16 protein-coding genes are annotated in these 19,731 nt (G+C 48.8%); 2 read left to right on the forward strand and 14 right to left on the reverse strand.

Features of this window, described 5'->3' with window-relative positions:
* Nucleotides 1–74: 74 nt before the first annotated feature.
* Complete coding sequence (locus tag V6668_RS17015; protein ID WP_036613997.1) at nt 75–1,013, reverse strand: sugar-binding transcriptional regulator; 939 nt, start codon at nt 1,011–1,013, stop codon at nt 75–77.
* Nucleotides 1,014–1,249: 236 nt separating this feature from the next.
* Between V6668_RS17015 and V6668_RS17020 the strand changes: the two genes are divergently transcribed.
* A complete protein-coding gene (locus V6668_RS17020) occupies nt 1,250–1,876 on the forward strand; it encodes an FMN-dependent NADH-azoreductase (RefSeq protein WP_036613802.1) in 627 nt (208 codons plus the stop codon).
* A 113-nt stretch (nt 1,877–1,989) separates the two neighbouring features.
* Here V6668_RS17020 and V6668_RS17025 read toward each other — a convergent pair whose 3' ends face one another.
* From V6668_RS17025 to V6668_RS17085, 13 genes are all read right to left on the reverse strand, one after another.
* Entirely contained in the window at nt 1,990–2,340 is a 351-nt protein-coding gene (locus tag V6668_RS17025) for a hypothetical protein (protein WP_036613800.1), read from the reverse strand.
* 85 nt (nt 2,341–2,425) lie between these two features.
* On the reverse strand, nt 2,426–3,613 hold the full coding sequence (locus V6668_RS17030; protein ID WP_076317690.1) for an MFS transporter: 1,188 nt from the start codon (nt 3,611–3,613) through the stop codon (nt 2,426–2,428).
* 82 nt (nt 3,614–3,695) lie between these two features.
* Nucleotides 3,696–4,913, reverse strand: coding sequence for a Xaa-Pro peptidase family protein (locus tag V6668_RS17035; protein WP_338706208.1), 1,218 nt, complete (start codon nt 4,911–4,913; stop codon nt 3,696–3,698).
* Complete coding sequence (locus V6668_RS17040; RefSeq protein ID WP_036613795.1) at nt 4,906–5,751, reverse strand: ABC transporter permease; 846 nt, start codon at nt 5,749–5,751, stop codon at nt 4,906–4,908. Before V6668_RS17040 ends, V6668_RS17035 begins: the two co-directional genes overlap by 8 nt.
* Nucleotides 5,744–6,661 (reverse strand): ABC transporter permease, encoded by a 918-nt coding sequence (locus V6668_RS17045; protein WP_076317687.1) that lies wholly within the window; start codon nt 6,659–6,661, stop codon nt 5,744–5,746. The genes V6668_RS17040 and V6668_RS17045 overlap by 8 nt, the downstream gene beginning before the upstream one ends.
* Nucleotides 6,658–7,788, reverse strand: a complete 1,131-nt coding sequence (locus V6668_RS17050) for an ABC transporter ATP-binding protein (RefSeq protein ID WP_076250384.1) — start codon at nt 7,786–7,788, stop codon at nt 6,658–6,660. The genes V6668_RS17045 and V6668_RS17050 overlap by 4 nt, the downstream gene beginning before the upstream one ends.
* A gap of 72 nt (nt 7,789–7,860) precedes the next feature.
* Complete coding sequence (locus V6668_RS17055; protein ID WP_338706209.1) at nt 7,861–8,997, reverse strand: ABC transporter substrate-binding protein; 1,137 nt, start codon at nt 8,995–8,997, stop codon at nt 7,861–7,863.
* 68 nt (nt 8,998–9,065) lie between these two features.
* On the reverse strand, nt 9,066–11,039 hold the full coding sequence (locus V6668_RS17060) for a hydantoinase B/oxoprolinase family protein (RefSeq protein ID WP_338706212.1): 1,974 nt from the start codon (nt 11,037–11,039) through the stop codon (nt 9,066–9,068).
* Nucleotides 11,036–13,084, reverse strand: coding sequence for a hydantoinase/oxoprolinase family protein (locus V6668_RS17065; RefSeq protein ID WP_338706213.1), 2,049 nt, complete (start codon nt 13,082–13,084; stop codon nt 11,036–11,038). Before V6668_RS17065 ends, V6668_RS17060 begins: the two co-directional genes overlap by 4 nt.
* Before the next feature lie 41 nt (nt 13,085–13,125).
* Entirely contained in the window at nt 13,126–13,854 is a 729-nt protein-coding gene (locus V6668_RS17070) for an FCD domain-containing protein (protein ID WP_245838229.1), read from the reverse strand.
* A gap of 290 nt (nt 13,855–14,144) precedes the next feature.
* The gene (locus V6668_RS17075; protein WP_338706216.1) at nt 14,145–14,807 is read right to left on the reverse strand and encodes a class II aldolase/adducin family protein; all 663 of its coding nucleotides are present in this window, start codon (nt 14,805–14,807) and stop codon (nt 14,145–14,147) included.
* 69 nt (nt 14,808–14,876) lie between these two features.
* On the reverse strand, nt 14,877–16,367 hold the full coding sequence (locus V6668_RS17080; RefSeq protein WP_338706217.1) for a rhamnulokinase family protein: 1,491 nt from the start codon (nt 16,365–16,367) through the stop codon (nt 14,877–14,879).
* Between the two features lie 124 nt (nt 16,368–16,491).
* Nucleotides 16,492–18,282, reverse strand: coding sequence for an L-fucose isomerase (locus tag V6668_RS17085; protein ID WP_338706218.1), 1,791 nt, complete (start codon nt 18,280–18,282; stop codon nt 16,492–16,494).
* Nucleotides 18,283–18,694: 412 nt separating this feature from the next.
* Here V6668_RS17085 and V6668_RS17090 point away from each other — a divergent pair, with 412 nt between their 5' ends.
* The gene (locus tag V6668_RS17090; RefSeq protein WP_338706219.1) at nt 18,695–19,711 is read left to right on the forward strand and encodes a LacI family DNA-binding transcriptional regulator; all 1,017 of its coding nucleotides are present in this window, start codon (nt 18,695–18,697) and stop codon (nt 19,709–19,711) included.
* The last annotated feature ends 20 nt before the right edge of the window (nt 19,712–19,731 follow it).

Consider the following 19,731-nt stretch of genomic DNA (forward strand, 5'->3'; position numbering starts at 1 on the left):
TATTTTCTTCCTAAAAAAGCAAAAACATCCGCCCTTTTTACGTGGCAGATGTTGTCATCCATATCCATTTGAAATTAAAATCGAAGTAATGCCTGCGCTGTGTACTGATCCGTGACCAGAATATTTGCGTAATGACCTTTGAGCGCGGCGTGTATGGCTTCAATTTTGCGTTGTCCCCCAGCGACAAGGATTGATTTTTCCTTATTTCTCAACTCCGCTAGATCAATTCCAACGGTTCTGCTGTTAATCTCTTCACTGATCAACTGACCTTCCGCATCGAAAAAGCGTGAACAAATGTCACCTGCACCGGAGTTCATCAGCAATTGTTGCTCTTCTTCATTGAAGTAACCGAGCCTGAACAATAATGCATCTTCTTTCACAGTACCCACGGTAAACAAAGCAATGTTGGCCTGTCTGCCAAGTTCCACGATTCTGCCGATATGTCGATCCGCTTCTACCATGTTTTTTACTTCAATGTTGTCGAAAATAACAGGCAGCGGCAGATACCTTGGTACCGTATGGAATGCCTCAGCGAACAAATGAACAATCTCAGCGGCATACGTATTGACATGGGAGTGGCTTACGCCCCCCTTCAATTGCACGACTTCGACACCTTTAACCTGCTTGGGACGAAGCTGGCGTGCTACAGCATGCATGGTTGTTCCCCAAGTCACCCCGATAATATCTGCATCCTGAACCGTCTCTTGAAGATAATCCGCTGCTCGTTTACTGATATGCTTCTGTATTTCCTCATCACTCTTCAACGGGGTAAAACACACAAGTGCCGTATCCAGATCATATTTTGACTTAAGTTCTCCGGCAATGATGTCGATATCCTCCAGCGGGTCCATAATTTCAATCCGGACATATCCACGATCTTTGGCGTACTGAAGTAACCTTGATACGGTTGGACGCGACACGCCCAACCTTGCGGCAATATCCTGCTGGCTATAATCGGACTGATAATACAATTTCGCTGCTTCAATGCTTAATCGTTGCTTCTCCAGGTCCATTCCCATGTGCGCTCATCTCACTCATCCTATTGTCTTTGGAAAATAAATACTCGTCCTGTATATTATACATGGATTGAGTATCCGGTCACTATATAGCATCTAATTCAGTATCATGATCAATCCATTCATATCCCTTTCTGACGTATACAACGGGGGAAACGATGCATACTACTGCGGTCGCTTTATTACTAACAAACATCGGTTCCCCCATGAATCGCACAGAGAGGAAGAATTACATGTCTACCTTATTGTATATTACTGCCCATCCTCATGATCATGAAACCTCCTTCAGCATGGCTACGGGCAAAGCATTTATTGATGCTTATCGTGAAAGTCACCCTTCTGATGAGGTAGTTCACCTCGATCTGTATCGTTCGGATATTCCGCATATCGATGCGGATGTCTTCAGTGGTTGGGGCAAACTGCAATCGGGCAGTGATCTGACTGCCGAAGAACAGACCAAAGTAAGCCGTTTGAATGAACTATCGGATCAATTTGCCTCAGCAGATAAATATGTTTTTGTAACCCCGATGTGGAACTTCTCGTTCCCTCCTATTCTGAAGGCTTATGTGGACTCGATCTGCGTAGCTGGCAAAACATTTCGTTATACCGAACAAGGTCCTGTCGGACTGCTGTCTGATAAAAAAGCACTGCATATTCAGGCCCGCGGCGGCATTTATTCCGAAGGCCCAGCGGCTCAGATGGAATCCGGTCATCGTTACTTAAGCATTATCATGTCATTCCTCGGTGTGCCGAAGCTTGATGGCATTTTTGTTGAGGGGCATAATCAATATAAAGATCGTGCAGATGAGATCAAGCAACAAGCTATAGAGCAAGCACGCACTTTCGCAAAACAGTTTTAATAGAAGTAGTTCAAAAAGTTGAATAACACTCAAAACATAAACAAAACCCGCGTGCGACCTAGGGGATAATCCCAGGAAACACGCGGGTTTTCAATGTATAATCAACCTAGAGCTTATTGATGTCCAGCGCTGGCACGGCTCATGGTTTCAAGTTTACGTGTGATCGCATGACGGTCTACTTTCAATCCCCAGATCATTTCAATAATCTGTTCTTTCTCCTCAGGACTGTCGGCATGCTTCAATTGCATTAACAGATCATGCATTTGTTCATTAATGCCTTCAAATTGAATCCATAAATCCTGTCTTACCTCTTTGGAATCCAGATGATGATTCGCATCGACTTCTTCCTTCAATGCTTGCAGAATAGCATCTTTCCATTCGTCATCACCTAGCTGTTTCGCAATGTTCAGGAGATCCAGATAATCGTCAACAAGAAGTGAGTTCAATTCAGCATGTGTTTTCATCGTTTATTGCATCCCCTTTTCGTCTATTTACCAAGTATTATACTCGGTATTTCAGGATATGCAATAGCTGTCGGAAAAAGTTGATTTATGTAGCCTGTCCCTTTAACCTGTGAACAAGCAAATTACACAAGACAAAACCGATCAAAACATACACACCGATCATCCCCACAATGCCTATCCATCCAAGATGACTGTAAAGCAGTCCACCTCCTGTTCCACTTACGCTTGAACCAAGATAGTAGAAAAATAAATACAAAGCATTGGCTTGGGATTTGTGCTGATTAGCCACGAGTCCAACCCAACTGCTTGTGATGGAATGACCGCCAAAGAATCCAAAGGCAAACAGGGCGAGTCCGATAATCTTGACCCAAAGCGCTGGATGAACGGTACAGACTGCACCAGCCAGAATAATTCCCAGCGCGATTCCAAGCACATGTGACCTGCCGTACCGATCTGCCAGCCTGCCCATCCAGGTGCTGCTTACCGTGCCCATCAGATATACCACAAAAAGACTTCCAACGATAGACTGGCTAAGATGATAGGGTCCACCCGTTAATTCAAAACCGATATAGTTGAACAGGGTCACGAATCCCCCCATCAAGAGAAAACCGAGTCCATACAGGCATAACAGCCTTGGATTGCGACATTGTGACCACAAAAGAGGTATTGGATTTTTGAATCCGGGTGCAGCTTTGACAAAATGACGGGATGGCGGGATGACAAGCCAAAAAATAACGGCTGCACACAGTCCAAGAATACCAATGAACCCCACAGCAGCGCGCCAACTGAACCAATCTGTCACCACACCGCTGATGAAACGGCCGGCCATGCCTCCTATCGAATTGCCGCTGATATATAGGCCCATAGCATAACCAAGACTTCTAGGTTCAATTTCTTCTGACAAATATGTCATGGCTATCGCTGGCAACCCCGCGAGTGCCACACCCTGGAGAATACGAAGCAGAAGAAGCTCCGTATATCCCGGGCTGAATGCGCTGAGCAAAGCAATAACAGAAGATATCACCAGTGCAGCTGTCATTATAAAGCGTCGGCCCACAGAATCAGACAAGGACCCGATGAACAGCATCGTCAGTGCCATGGCGATCGTTGTAACGGATAACGTAAGACTGGCGTGTGCCGGCGTAATGGAGAATGCGTTGCTAATCTCAGGCATCAGGGGCTGGAGGCTGTAGAGCAAAGCAAAAGTGACAAAACCTCCGGCGAACAGTGCAAGGCTAATGTTACGAAACGTCTTAGTTCCCTGCTGAATCATGGATGTTCCAACTTTCCCAGTAAGAAAGCTTCTTGGATCGACTGTGGTCTGATCGCCGGTCAGTGAAGCCTTCCATCTATCGTTATTTAGTGAACAATTTCCGCTCCATATGGGTTAGAAACTCATAACCATCTGGCGTTACAACAATTGTATCTTCGATTTGGAACCCACCAGCACCTAGCTCGTAATATGGCACCTCAACACATAACACCATACCGGGCTCCAGTATCCGCTGGTCACCCGGGGAGAGGGTTATATCATCGTACAGTTCCAACCCGATGGCATGTCCGACATGCTGACGTCGGTAATGCGGAATCCCCTCACGCTGTACGCGAGACACTGCCGCATGGAATACTTCCGACGCCTTGACGCCAGGGCGCACGGTCTCAAGTGCCGTCTCCCATCCACTTTTGACCGCAGCAAAATGTTTTTTCATCCAAGCGGTAGGTTCCCCTGCAACAACCGTGCGGCCCGTATCTCCCCAGTATCCTTCCAGCTGCAGGCAAAGATCGAAACGGATCTGATCTCCAACCTCAATCATATGAAAATAATTTTCGATGAGTGGTAGCGCACTACGTGGCCCTGCCCCTACCGCTGTCATTGCCGGAGTTCCACCCGCTCTCATCACAGCCAGACGATAATGATCGGCAAGTTGCTTCTCATGAACACCTGCTGCAATCAGGTCAATTAGTTCCTGCTCAATCCGTTCATTTAATTGGGCAGCCTGACGAAGTTGCTCGATTTCGAAAGGTGTCTTGACCAGACGGATTTCTCGGAACAACTTATATGCGGGAATTACCGGTCTGTCAGGAACCTCCTCCTTGATTCTAGCCAGAATATCGGGAGCGATCCGCATCTCATCGATTCCAATCGGCTGATCTTCGATCTCAAGCTGTTTTAATGCAGCCTTGAGTGCTTCAACAGGACCCGGATGAATAACCGTCGTTTGCAGAAGAGAATAAAAGAGATCAATGTCGTCAGTGGAAGGTTTGCCTTCAATTGAACCTTCCACAAAGAAATCACTGTAGGCAAATATATCTACCCCCGTAATACCGAACTGGGCTACAACGCCTAACCGATTCGTTGGAATGACGATACAAGGCTTAGCAGATCTGTCGGCAGGTAAAACCGCATAAATCTGCATGGTCCAGTTGCTTGCACGCAGCTGGGACCCGATGACATACTGAATGTTCTCTGGAGTTGTTGCGATCAGGGCGCTTAGCCCCTGAGTTTTCATCACTTCTTCCGCCCGGTCCCTGTTCAGACTTGAGCTATGGGATAGATGCTGTGAATTATTCATTTTGATCCAGTCCTCCTTTTGTTTTCCTGCGACCAAACAAACTTTCAAGTCCTGGTACAGAGCGCAACACTAGTTTAATCGTCATAAACAGAGCCAGCGCAAACGCGATCAGAACAACAGACACCACGGCTATCGTTGGGTCCTGCCATTTCTCCATATACAGGAATAGCTGTATTGGCAACGTGTAGCTGTCCTGACGGAGCAACAACAGTGCAGCCTCGACCTGATCAAAAGTGAAGACAAAAGCGATTGACCCTGACAGAAGCAGGGATAGTCGGAGCTGTGGCAGCGTAATTGTGAAAAAAATGCGTATCGGCCCAGCACCAAGGTCCGCGGCAGCTTCCCGATGAGCCGGGTGCAGATTGGCTAACGCACTGCCAACAATAGTGAGCACAAATGGCAGCACAATGACCGCTTCACCCAAAATAAGTGCAAACAGTCCGCCTGCAATATGCATTTTTGAGAATAAAATCAGGTATGCAATACCCAGCGTAATTTTTGGCATAACCATTGGAGATACAAAAAATGCCCTTAAGATACCCGAGCCCGGGAAAGGGTATTGCACGATTGCTAACGCAGCAAGCGTACCTGTAATCAAAGCCAGCAGAACCGCCCCTGTAGAAGCAATAAGGCTGTTCTTGAATGCATCGAGAAACTGGGTCTGCTCACTCAGATTGGCATACCACTTCAAGGTTAGACCTTCCGGGGGAAATTTGCTGGCTGAACCTGAGCCTACAGATGTCAACATAATCATCAGCAGTGGCAGCAGCAAATAAATCGCTACGGCACCCACAAAGATGTAGAGTAACAGCTTGGTGCCCCTGTTCGACTTAACCATACGCCTGACCTCCCTTGCGGGAACGACGGAACATCAGCATTTCTGCTCCTTTATTCACAAGCAACGAAACAACAATGGAAGACACAAGTAAAAACAGGCTGGCAACCGCAGCCATCGGCCAGTTGGTGTCCAAGGTTCGCTGATATATAAATACCGGAAGTGTCATGACTCTTCCCCCGCCGATCAGCTGAGGTGTGGTGAATGCGGTGAGACATAGCGTGAACACAATCTGCACCCCGCTTGCAATGCCTCTTGCCGATAAAGGCAGGGTAATGGTCAGGAATGTTCTCCAGCTGCCCGCCCCCAGATCCTGAGCAGCTGCCTTTAAGGAAGCGTCACTTTGGGACAGTACATTCAAGATCGGAAAGACCATAAATGGCAGAAAAATATGGACAAGGGCCACAACAACACCTGTCTCGTTGTATATCATGCTGAACCCTTCCTCGGTAAGCCCCAACCGGATGAACAGCCAGTTCATGAAGCCCTGTTTGGACAACAAAAGCTGCCATCCGTAAGAACGCACAACGGCACTGACCAGTAGCGGAAGAAACGTGAGCAGCAGCAACAATTGCTTCATGCCAGGCTTCTTTAGACCCGCAATGCAATAGGCCAGCGGATAGGCAAGCAGAAGACTCCATAGCGTAACCTTGAAGGCAATGCGAAACGTTGTGCCAATCAGCTTCCAATAATAAGGGTCGGACAGAAACGCACGATAGGCCCCCCAATCCCAGCCCCGAATAAGCTTTCCATTCTCATACATATCAAAGCTATATCTGCCAAAGATCAGCAACCCGCCCAGATACACGATGCCCATCAGAGCAAGCGCAGGCAACAGAAGCAGCAACCGGGTTACCCATGTGCGGTTTCCAAAGGAATACAGATTCACGATCCGTTCCGCGATCCGGTTCATATTCTTGCCCCCTGTACACGGTCATCAATGGGTTCGGATAACAAGAGCGCGTCCTCTGGATCAAAGCCAATTTGTATTGGCTCACCTGGACTATAACGTGAAGCTCCCCGCTGATGCAGCACACTGGCCTGAACCAGAAAACCTTCAGCAATCTGCACACTGTATCGAATATTTGCTCCGCCATACACCGCTTCAATCACGTGTCCATCCAGCTTGTTCAGGCAATGAGTTGCATCTTCTCCAAGTCGAATATACTCATTGCGGATTGATAAGGAATGTCGTGCTCCCGCTTTCGGTACAGCATTGCCATCACTGACTTTCACCAGCAATGGCTTGCCGAAGCATTCCACCCGAATTCCATTCACATCATGTCCCAGTAATTCCGTCTCAAAGAGATTGGTATCTCCAATAAACTTGGCCACGAAACTATCGGTCGGTCTTTCATAGATTTCATCAGGGGTTGCGTATTGCAGCAGCCTTCCATCGCGCATAACGCCAATTCGGTCAGACATATTCATGGCTTCGCTCTGATCATGCGTTACAAAGATAAACGTTCCGCCGAATTCACGCTGGATGCGTTTCAGTTCACGCTGCATATCGAGACGCAGCTGCATGTCCAATGCAGAGAGAGGTTCATCAAGCAGTAGCACTTCGGGTCTGTTGATCAGTGCGCGAGCAATGGCGACGCGTTGTGCCTGACCCCCGGACAGCTCGGATACAGCACGCCTGCCATAGTCTCCGAGCTGGACCAGATCAAGCATTTCACCTACCTGCCGTTGGATATCGACTTTTGGTAACTTCTTCACCTTTAGGCCATAGGCAATGTTGTTGAATACATCCATATGAGGGAACAGCGCAAGCTGCTGAAAAATCATATTGCTATTGCGTCCATAAGCCGGGATGCCAGTAACATCCCGACCTCCCAGCATAATGGTGCCCTGATCCGGCTGCTCAAGTCCGCCAAGCATGCGCAGCAGTGTTGTTTTGCCACAGCCACTCGGACCAAGCAAGGAAACGAATTCACCCTTTTTCACTTGGAGTGTTACTTGATCAACGGCGGCTCGCTTACCATAAGTCTTCGTGACTTCCCTTGTTTCAATGGATATGGTCTCTTGTCCGCTGCTCATCTCTGATTCCCTCCCATCCATTCCGGGTTCATAACAGAACCCGGAATTATTGTGTGCCTGGCAACAATCCTTTTATTGAAGTTTTGTTTTCACGAGACGGTCCCATAGTTCTTTCCAGGAAGAGCTGTTCTGTGCAAGCACATCCCAGTCTGGATTAATACCATTACTTTGCGTTTCCACGGAGAATGAAGGATCATCCTTGTACTTGTCCGGAACTGCAGCTGTCGTACTGGTTACTGGCGTACCCGTTGCTTCTGCATATTGTGACAGCGCCTCCGCGCTCAACAACTCGTTAATAATTTCATTTGCAACACGTGCCTGCTCAGGTGTTGAGCCCTTCACTACCTGAAGTGTGTATGGGAAGGAGATGGCACCTTCACTCGGATACGCTACGGCAAGTGGAGAACCACCATCAATCCATGTCTGTGCAACCTGTGCACTGAATGGGGCAATGAGCGCATCACCTGACTCCAGGAGTGCCTTCAGCTGATCATTGGATGAAACCAATGTGCCAATCTGGTCACTACGATCTGCCCAGAACTGGAAGGCTGGCTCGGGATTTTCATAGGATGCGCCAATCTCTTGACCTTTGGCAGCAATAAGTGGGGAGATATAGGAATAGAACATATAGTCCCAGAGCGCAGTTTTCCCTTTGAACTCCTCGTTATCCCATAGATCGTTCCAGCTGGTAGGCGGCGTTTTCACCAGGTCTTTGTTATACACCAGGGCGAAGCTTGAAACGCCCCAGACCACACCTTTATTGTCTGGCTTGTGGAAGGACTCCGGAATATCCTTAATATTGGTCACAATGCTGGTATCCAGTGGCTCCCACATGTCATCATTCAATCCTTTTGCCGTCGCATCTGCATTGAAGTAACCGAAGTTAACCACCGGATTGTTGGCATCAGCCTGCTTGCCTGCGACCATCTTGGGGTACATTACCGAATTGGAGGATTCCTCAAAGGTGACTTCAACGTTGGGATGTTCGTTCACATACTCGGCAACCACTTCTTTCGGAACGACATCCTGATTGGAGCCAGCCCAGATAAACATCGTCAGCTTAACTTTGTCTCCGCTTGCTCCTGAAGAGTCGGTCTCTCCGGCAGTATTACTTGAGCTGCCTGCTCCACCGCAGGCGGAAAGCACCAATGTACCAGCCAGTGTTAGAGAGGCGAGGCTGAGAAAGCGTTTTTTGTTGGATTTGAACATGCAAATTCCCCCATCCATGTAGTTGGTTTTACCGATAACACAGAACTATATAGTCTCCATACACTTGATCAATGCAACCCTATTTGCTGGCGTAAACCTTCCATAATGTCGGATATCTCCCGTGGATCTATAGTTAGGGAATCCTTATACTTCTCCTCTACAACGCCCATGGTCTGACGCTTCAGGTAGTCTCTTAGTGCAAGCGGAGCATTCAGCAAGGCCTGATTCAGTGTTACCTGCATCTCATCGCTCCATATGTCTTCAAATTGCTCCCGCGCCTTGCCAAAGGCGAATTCCTCCTGCTGCCGTGGTCGCTTGCCTCGCATTTGTTCGGTATCGCTCTCGTTCAGCTCCAGGCCGTCAATCACAACACCGTATAAATCAAGGGCTTTCTCCGGGGATACTAGTCCACTTCTTACATCCTCCAGAACTAGGCGTGGGTCACGTTCAAGTGGATCACCATATCCGCCTCCGCCTTGCGACAGGAACGTAACCGTTTCTCCAGGTTGAAGTAGTAGCTCATCAATTCTTCCCAGATGATGCTCACTTGCGCGCCCAGCATTAAGAATCGCTTCTCCATGTGAACCTACGCCGCCACCGAGTCTGCCCCAAGGCTGGAACTCCATACGCTCCATATTTCTGGCCGTCATCACAGTATCCGGTGTTAGAATTCTGACACACAGGTCAATCCCGCTTCCTCCGCGGAAGGTTCCTGCACCTGCCGAGTCGGCACGAAGACCATAATGTTCGATCAACACAGGCATCTCGGATTCCACCGTTTCCGCAGGAATATTCCGAAGATGACCGACCGCAAAATCCATGCCATCAATTCCGTCTTTCATCGGCCTAGCTCCCGAACCTCCGCAGATCGGCTGAATCACGCCAACCTTTTTCTTGCCATCGGATGCATCGGTCATCGCCATCATGACGATGCAGGCTTGTCCAGCTCCTGCCGCGGGAACCATACTGCCCTGAGCTTTTCCCAAAGCACCCGTGATGACGTCCATAAGCCGGATAAAGGTCGCAGCACGTGCCCCAACTGCTGCCATCGGCTCCGGGTTAAGTACGGAAGCAGGCGGCGCGTAATTTCGCACCATGCGAATCATGCCCGAATTCCAAGGAATGGTCGGATCGAGCGTACGGAAATAACGAATAAGTGCGGGCACCAGCATGTAATGCCCCTGTTGGTTGTGAGTAGGAATGTTGAATGAAGCCCTGACCTGAGGATCGGTGCCGCTAAAGTCCAGATGAATGTCACTGCCTGCAATCGTCATCTTGCAACGCAACCGCATAGGATATCCCCCTGGTCCTTTCTCCAGATAGTCCCAGAAGTCATAGGAACCGTCCGGGATATCTTGCACGATAACACGTGCCTTCAGCTCGGCATATTCCAGCAAATGTTCGATGCCCTGCTGGATTTTTCCCACGCCATATCGTGCAATGAGTTCCTCAAGCCGCTGCTCTCCCCGATTCAATGCAGCCATAAGCGCTTTGAGATCACCGAGATTTTGCTCCGGAATTCGGCTGTTGTCCAGAAACATGCGCAGGATCTGCTCGTTCAGAACACCAGCTTCATACAGCTTGACTGGTGCGATTCGAATGCCTTCCATATGAATATCGTAGGCGCTGGGAGATACGCTCCCAGGTACCTTGCCGCCCACATCGGATGAATGAACAAAGCACATGCCGTAAGCGATGATTCGCCCTTCGTGAAAATAAGGCTTGATGAGATGAATGTCTGGAAGGTGTGTGACCATGCCTTTAGTGGAATAAGGATCATTACATATGACGAGATCCCCTTCTTTCCAGTCTTCTATGCTGTTAATGGTCGCAGCAGCAGGGATGCCCAGGGACAGATTGTAACCCGTCTCCAGCGGCGACCCGAACGTTTCCCCAGATGGAGATAAGAGGTAGGTTCCAAAATCGCCCGTTTCTTTAACAAAAGCGGTGAATCCTGTCCGCAAAACGACATTCGCCATTTCTTCCACGGCAGCCTGAATCCGGTTGTTGAAAATCTCAAGAAAGACTTTGTCGCCGATCATGCTTCCACCTCCCCAATCACGTTCCCGTGAACATCACGGTATACCTTATATCCAGGTGGGATAAAGATCGTTGTATCATATTCCTCCACAATAATGGGACCGGGAATGGGGGCATCCACCGATGGAATCTGTCCCCTTTTCAGTACCTTCGCTGTCTGCTGTACATGGTCAAAGGTAATAATCCGTGCTTCCGTTTCACTCTCATCGAATGGCAAATTTGCCGGAACTGCAGTGTTATGGGTAGGCAAAACACCAACAATGGTCGCTCTAAGACTTACAAACATAACCTCTGCCTCTGGCTGACTAATGCCAAACACGTTTTGGTAAGACGTATGGAATTTAATCCCTGCCTTCTTGGGATCTTCAATTTCTTCCAATGTCAGCGTGACCTCTATATCAAAGGCCTGTCCCTCATATCGCATATCCGCACTGTATAGGCAATAAATATTGTCCAGCTTGACGCCACCACGGGCTTCCTCATCGACCCAGCTATGTCCCTGGTTTTCCAATTCAGCAAAAAGAGAGCTTAATTCACCAGACTCCAGAGTCTGGGTGCTTTTGTGTAACGTATGAACGAAATCATTGCGGAGATTGGCAACCGTGCAGCCCATGGCACACAATGTTCCCGGAGATGGCGGGATCAGCACTCTGCCGATACCTACCTCACGTGCCATCAGAAAAGCATGCATCGGGCCGGCTCCACCATATGCGAGCAACGTAAAATCGCGGGGATCAACGCCCTTGCGAGCCATGAGGGGAGAAAACTGGGCGTACATATTGGCGGTTGCCACATCAAGAATGGCTTGCGCAGTCTGTTCGGCATTCAGTCCAAGCTTCTCTCCCAGATTGCCCAGAGTACGCTCTGCAAGTTCGGGATACAGGCGCATTTGTCCGCCAAGGAAATGGTCAGCATGCAGGATACCGAGCTGTAGATAGGCATCTGTGGTTGTCGGCTCTTCTCCCCCGCGCTGATAACATGCCGGACCGGGATTGGCTCCCGCGCTGCGCGGTCCAACCTTGAGTACGCCTACGGAATCAAGCCAAGCAATTGAACCACCACCAGCCCCAATCGCTGTTACATCAACAGCGGGAATGATGACAGGAAAATCTCCAACCTTGTTCTCAGAAGAATAACTCGGTTCTTTGTCAATGAGGGCAACGTCAACACTTGTCCCACCCATGTCAAATGTGATGACCTGATGAATGCCCGCTCGTTCAGCAATATGCGTCGCGGCGATTACACCGGAAGCAGGCCCGGACAGAAGCGTACGTACCGGCTCATTAGCCGCTCTGGCAGCCGTCATAATTCCACCGTTGGACATGGTCGACAGCAAGTTGGCTTTGAGGCCGTATGCCTGAATCCCTTCTTGCAGACGCAGGAAGTAAGACCCCATCCGTTCACCTACATAAGCGTTCATGGCCGTTGCGAGTGTTCGTTCGAACTCACGCTGTTGTGGCCAGATGGCGCTGCTTCGGCAGATGAACAGTTGCGGATAACGTTCCCTAATCAGATCTTCCGCAAGCTGCTCATGAGCAGGATTCACATAAGCATGTAAAAAGCTAATCGCCAAAGCGGTAACGCCATCCTCCACCAGCTCATCCACCGATTGCAACAGTTGTTCCTCATTCAGTGGCTGGAGTATGCCCCCACTCGCAATGACCCGTTCATCGACTTCCTTAACGCGATGTCTCGGTACCAGCGCATCAGTCTTTTCACCATACAGATTGGTTGTATCCTCAAGTCGCAACCGGCGGATTTCAAGAATGTCACGGAATCCTTTAGTGACCAGCAGACCTGTAACTGCGCCATTTCGCTCAATCAACGTGTTGACACCAAGCGTTGTTCCATGCACAAACAGATCAATCTCATGAATATTCACGCCACTCGCCTTCAACTGATCAAGTGCGTTAAAAATCGCCTGTTCAGGAGCTACTGCAATCGATGGCGTTTTCAGCGCCGCAATCACCCTGCCCTGATGGTCCATCACAAGCGCATCCGTAAAAGTACCTCCGATATCAATGCCTAGACGGTAGATTGTGTCCACAAGCTCAACTCCTTTATCACCGGGTCTGTTTCTAAGGAATGTTATTGGTTTTGCATGGCGAAATAACGTTTGACATCATCGATCATTTGGTTGATATGATTCACCATTGCCGCTTCAGCCTGCTCCGGAGAGCCCGCTACAATAGCATCCAGAATCTGCTGATGATCCACAACTAATTCACTTCCTACTCTCCGGCGAATATACGCGGTTTCCAGAAAATCGCGGCTTGTCTCCCATACCAGTTCAACCGCATGCAGAAGAATTTGGTTTTGCGCAGCATAAGCCAGCAATCTGTGAAACTCCCGGTCCTCCTCGTATGGTATAATATTCTTGGAAAGCAATTCATGCTGGTTGGCAATAGATGCTTGCAACAGTACTATGTATTCTTTCGAGGCACGTTGTGCTGCCAGGGAAGCGATCTCCCGCTCAAGTGCCCTTCTGGCAACGAGAACATCCAGCAGAGCCTTTTCCCCTGAATGGTTCAGCATCTGAATTAACTGTGAGTTCACGCTTTGTTGCTGCAAATCTTTTTCCAACGTCTTCATTCGATCCAGACCCTGTTCGGTCAAAGTTCTTCCCTTGCGACCTTCCAGAACTGTAAAACCTTCAACATCCATCTCCATAAGTCTTCTTCCGATGGTTGCCTGACTCAGACCATACGTTTTGCCCAAAGTATGAACCAACGTACTGGCCCCGATGGGAGCATTAGCGTCTCGAAGCTGCTTTAACAGTTCGTATTCCAACTCCATTTCGTTTAGCTCAGGACCCACTGATCTCACCCCTCTTAGATACTTAATTGTTTTTTTAATCTTCTTCGTAGTTGTTACTCACTGATGATTAACGTTAGTATACCTTGCAGACATCACATTTTCAACAATTCTCATCAAAATAGTGCGAATTATTCCCTCAGCTATACTGTGCGCCTTTTCAATTCAAATTAAAAATTAAAAAAGAGCAGTTTACATCCTTTATTCCAGCGTTTATCTGGAGAATGCAATCTGCCCTTAACGTAGCAATCTTTTAACATCACAAATGTAATCATTAATATTCAAATCAGGTATCAGGACTTGAGTTGTTGCAATAACTGCACACGGTAGGCTTCACTTTCAAGGGATTGAATTTCCTTATATTCTTCAGCAGTTAACACTTTGGGTTCCCCCGCTGCCTTGGCGATCATATATACCTTCGCGCTTTCTTCCACCACCTGGGTGCGATAATAGGCTTCGCGGAGGTTTTTACCCGTTGTGACCAATCCGTGATTGACGAGAATGAGTGCCGTATGTTCTGCTACCTTTGCTGAGACTGCATCGGCAAGAAGCTTCGTCGTTGGCAGAACATATGGAACGAATCCGATATCGCCCACCAATGCCGACTGATCAGGGAACAAGTGTGGCAATTCATCGAAAACGAGACTAAGTGCGATCGTATATGCCGGATGCGTATGCACAATGGCTTGGATATCAGGGTTCACACGATAACTGTACAGATGCATCAATACTTCGGAAGAAGGACGTGTTGTTCCCGCACGAGTCTCTCCTGTCTCGATATCAATGGCGATCCATTCGTCAGGCTCCAGATCCTCAAGTGCATAACCGCTCGGAGACAACAACATCGTTCCCCCAGAGCGAGCGCTCAAATTCCCACCGGGTCCTACCACCAAGCCTTGGGCAACTGCTCTACATGCATACTTCGTCAACTCTTCCCTTACTTGCTCTTCAGACATGTTGCTCTCCACTCCTCATACTTTTCTTTGTAGCATTTTCGTCAATGCTCATTGCATTGAATCTGTTCATTACCTTTTGATTTGATTCAGACTTTGGTAGCTTTCATAAGCTTCCTGCCACAGCTCTGTATCCTCAGGCTCATAGGTCTCGGGGGAAAAGGAAGCAGCCATGACCTCCCGTACCTCGGCCAAGCTACTCACTTCTCCATGCGCAAGGAATTGCAGCATGCAATTCCCGGCTGAAGTCGCCTCTGCCGGGCCTGCCACCACCGGGACACCGGCTGCATTGGCTGTAAACTGGCATAGTAGTCGATTGTGCACACCGCCACCAACCATATGAATGACACGAGGTCTTGTACCTGTAATCAACTGCAATTCATCCAGCGTTTGTCTGAATTCCAATGCAAGACTTTCCAGAATGCAGCGCACAATCGCTCCAGTCGTTTCAGGCACAGTCTGTCCGGTGAGACTGCATTGTTGCCGTATTCGTTCAGACATATTTCCTGGCGCCAAATACACGCCATCTCCCGGCGATACATAACTTTGATGTGGCGTTGCCAAGGTAGCCAGTTGAATCAGTTCTTCATGTGTAAAAAGTTGATTCTCCTGCTCCCATTGCCGTTTGCATTCCTGTAGCAGCCACAAGCCTGAACGATTTTTCAGGGTGCGTACTTTTCCACTTACCGTCCCTTCATTGGTGAATCCCAATGCACGACTTCGGTCATCCAATACAGGTGTATCACGCTCCACCCCCATAAGAGACCAGGTACCACAGCTGATAAAAGCGAAATCCGAATCATTCGCAGGTATTGCTGCTAAGGCAGATGCCGTATCATGTGAGCCCACAGAGACTACCTGCATCGGTCCAGTCCGTAACTCTTCGCACAACTCATTTGTTAAATCACCCAGCACGGTACCCGGTTGAACGAGTTTTGGAAATAATGTTTCCGGTATACCGAGACGCCCGATCAGATGTTCATTCCAACGCGCCTCGCCTGCATGCAACAGCCCGCTAGTACTTGCAATCGTATACTCACAAGCCTGCTGACCGGATAGATAATAGTGAAATAAATCCGGCATAAATAACATGCGCACATCCGTACGCAAACCTTCGGCCTGCTCTCGTACACTGCCTAGCAGTTGAAATACTGTATTGATCTGCTGCGGCAAAACGCCGGACATGGCATACAGTTCTTCATCTTTCACCATGTGCAGAACTTCTTCCATCCACTGTGCATTGCGTGCTTCCCGATAGTGACGTGGGTTCGAGCACAACCTTCCCGCACCATCCACCAGTCCATAGTCCACTCCCCACGTATCCACTGCTATAGAACGGACTGATGGAGAGACGCCTTGCGTCCCTTTCACAATGCCTTGTTTTAATTCATGAAAAAGTCGCAAGAAATCCCAATACAATCCGTCCCCCAGCTGCACGGGTTCGTTGTTGAATCGATGCACTTCTTGTAACGAGAGTCTGTTTCCATCAAAAGAACCCCGGACTACGCGTCCACTACCGGCACCGTAATCGGCAGCAAGCACATGTGTTGCTTGATCGCCCATTCTTTCAAGCCTCCTTAACTCTACGCGATAAGCCGTATTCGAGTTCTGAGCACAGCTTTCAAGAGAAAGCCATGTTACCTCATCTCACAAGGAACATGGCGTTTGACAGGAATGGAACTTTATTTTAACGATACAACGGGCCAAACACACTGCAAGCACGGTAGTCTGCACTCTCCGGCTCACTTGTGCCGAACAATCCCCATGCACGCGGACGGAAAATTTCCGTTTCAGGTACATTATGCATATTTACCGGAATGCGAAGCATGGAAGCAAGCGTAATCAGATCAGCACCGATGTGTCCATACGAGATGGAGCCATGGTTGGCGCCCCATTGATTCATGACTTCGTATACGGAAGTAAACGCTCCCGCTCCGGTTAGAACAGGTGCAAACCAGGTGGATGGCCAGGTTGGATCTGTCCGCTGATCCAGCGTATCATGCACATCTTCAGGCAGATCGACCGTGTAACCCTGAGCGATTTGCAACACTGGTCCCAGTCCTTTGACCAGATTCAGACGTGTCATCGTTACAGGCATGCCACCTTTGGTCAGAAAATCCGCTGAATAGCCGCCCCCGCGGAAATACTCTACGGATGCCGGTCTCCATGATGTTGCTTTCAGGCAGTCCTGAACTTCCTCATCTGTAATTTCCCAGAATGGCTTGAGTACAGGCTTACCATCTCTGGACTGTTGTCCAGTGCCATCCAAGGCTGCCGAACCAGAGTTGATTAGATGCAGAATGCCATCCTTTGCGTTTCCTTCCAACTGGTGCCCCGTCACACGCTGTACTGAATCCGGACTCCAATACGTACGCACATCAGCAAAGATCTGCGCCGTATGCGTCAGCAGCGAACCGAATAACATCGATACCCCGTTCAGGCTGTCATTCTCCGTTGCAACCAGATAAGGCGCACGTTTGCCATTCCAGTCAAAGGAAGAGTTTAATATCGACTCCAGAAAATCTCCGTTAGGTGAATGATCTGTCCACTGCCGTTGTCCCTGGAAGCCGGATACAATCGCGTGGTGGCCCATCGATTCCTCTGTAAAACCAAGCTCTGCCAATCTTGGGTTGCCCGCCATCAAGTCACGCACAATTTGGGTCATTTTCACAACGGTTTCCCATTCGTACTCTTTGCGTTTGCGATCCGTTTGCAGATGGGCAGCGTTGTTGTCCGGACCCTCGCTACAATTCTCCTTCACCCAGGCCAGTGCGAGCTTATACTCCTCGGGGTCGTAGATTTCTTCTTCGATACGACGAGTGAGTTCACTCATATCCACGTATTCATTACGCATGCCCAGATACTCTTGGAAAAATGAATCGTTCACAATCGAACCTGCAATCCCCATGGATACTGATCCAATAGACAGATAGGCTTGCCCTTTCAAGGTCGCGGCTGCAAGACCTGCACGGCTGAACCGGAGCAATTTCTCACGCACGCCATCGGGAATTGTTGTATCTCCGCCGTCCTGCACATCTTCTCCATAGATCCCAAAGGCCGGAATCCCCTTCTGTGCATGGGCAGAGAGTACCGCTGCCAGATATACTGCACCCGGACGTTCAGTCCCGTTAAAACCCCAGATGGCTGTAGGAATGGATGGTGACATATCCATCGTTTCCGTACCATAACACCAGCATGGTGTCACGGTGATCGTTACGCCAACGTTGGAACGGCTGAATAGTTCTGATGCTGCGGCCGCTTCAGCCACTCCGCCAATACAGGTCTCGGCCACAACACACTCCACCGCGGAGCCGTCAGGATAACGCAGTTCAGCTGCAAGCAGTTCCGCAACAGATGTCGCCATCCTCATCGTTTGTTCTTCCAGTGACTCCCGAACACCTTTGCGTCTTCCATCAATCGTGGGACGAATACCAATCTTGGGAAAAGCCTGTTTATAACGATAATCCTGATGTGTCATACTGGAATGTCCTCCTTCAATTCGTTTCATAGAATTTGGGTTGAATTGAGAAACCTTCTGTCTGATCCATGTGCAGTGATTGGAATAAGATAATGACGGAAATACAACCGATACCCGGGTGGCACGCAAGAGTTACATACACAGATTATCAAGAGCACTACTTGAGTGTTGAATGCGTTTACATATTTTTAAAAATAACAATAAACCACTTCATTAATTAGCTATGAATGTAGTTCCTCTATTCGGAAAATGGAACAAGCATGAGCGAATTCAACGAAATGGTTTATGTAGTAAAGACGTTCAGAACCCTTTAGGGTTATCGGTAACCCTAACATAGCACGAGCCTATCTTGCTGTCAATTGACATTATCCTATAGAATGGTAAGACTATGTTGCGGAAAGGTTAGATTATAATGATTACCATTTACGATATTGCCAAAAAAGCCAACGTCTCCGCCATGACGGTCTCCAAGGTCATTAATCATACAGGCCGTATAAGTTCCGCGACACGTGAACGTGTGCAACAGGTGATCGACGAACTGGGTTACATCCCGAACTCCAATGCACGCAGCCTTGTGCTTCAACGAACCCAGATGCTCTCCCTGCTTATTACGGATATTACCAACCCTTTTTATACAACACTGGCGCGTGGTGCTGAAGATGCAGCCCATCTTCGTGGGTACCGTCTTTTATTCGGCAATAGTGACGAGGATTACAAAAAGGAAAAGGATTATGTAGATGCGATTCTGTCTACTCGTGTGGATGGTGTACTCTTTGCCCCAGCGGGAGATCGTTCTCTCCAACATCTGAAACAGCTGCAGGAACGTCACATTCCGTTTGTCTTTCTGGACCGCACCGTACCTGGCATTACGTCAGATATCATTGCTGGAGATAGCCGGGAAGGCGCGATTGCTCTGATCCGATATCTGGTGCAATTGGGGCACCGGCGCATTGCACTGGTCAATGGTTCTTCGGAGGTTTCTACCGCCAGACTGCGGGAGGAAGGTTATATAGCGGGTTTACGAGAGGCCGGAGCTGATATCAATCCCGAGCTTGTGCTTCGAACCGGGTACCGGGATTTCAGTGATGTAGAGGGACTCGATCGACTACTCTCTCAACCAAATCAACCAACAGCCATTTTTGCAGCCAACAACATGCTGGCGATTGGGGTCATTCGGCTTTTGCGCAAACGGGGACTACGTGTACCAGAAGACATTTCTGTTGTGTGTTTCGACGATCTGGATCTGGCTTCTGCTTTTGATCCTTTCCTGACTGTAGCTGCACAGCCAGCATATGACTTTGGGTTTCAGGGCGTACAGATGCTGATTGACCGAATTGAGGGTAAGTCCCCTTCCGAAGCCCAAACCCTCATTCTACCGTCAGAACTGCGCATACGGGCTTCAGCTACTGCTCCACGTGAGCAAAAATAGAGTTAAGCGCGTGAGTTGAC

It is taken from the genome of Paenibacillus amylolyticus (genome assembly GCF_036894225.1).
GTDB classification, from domain to species: domain Bacteria; phylum Bacillota; class Bacilli; order Paenibacillales; family Paenibacillaceae; genus Paenibacillus; species Paenibacillus amylolyticus.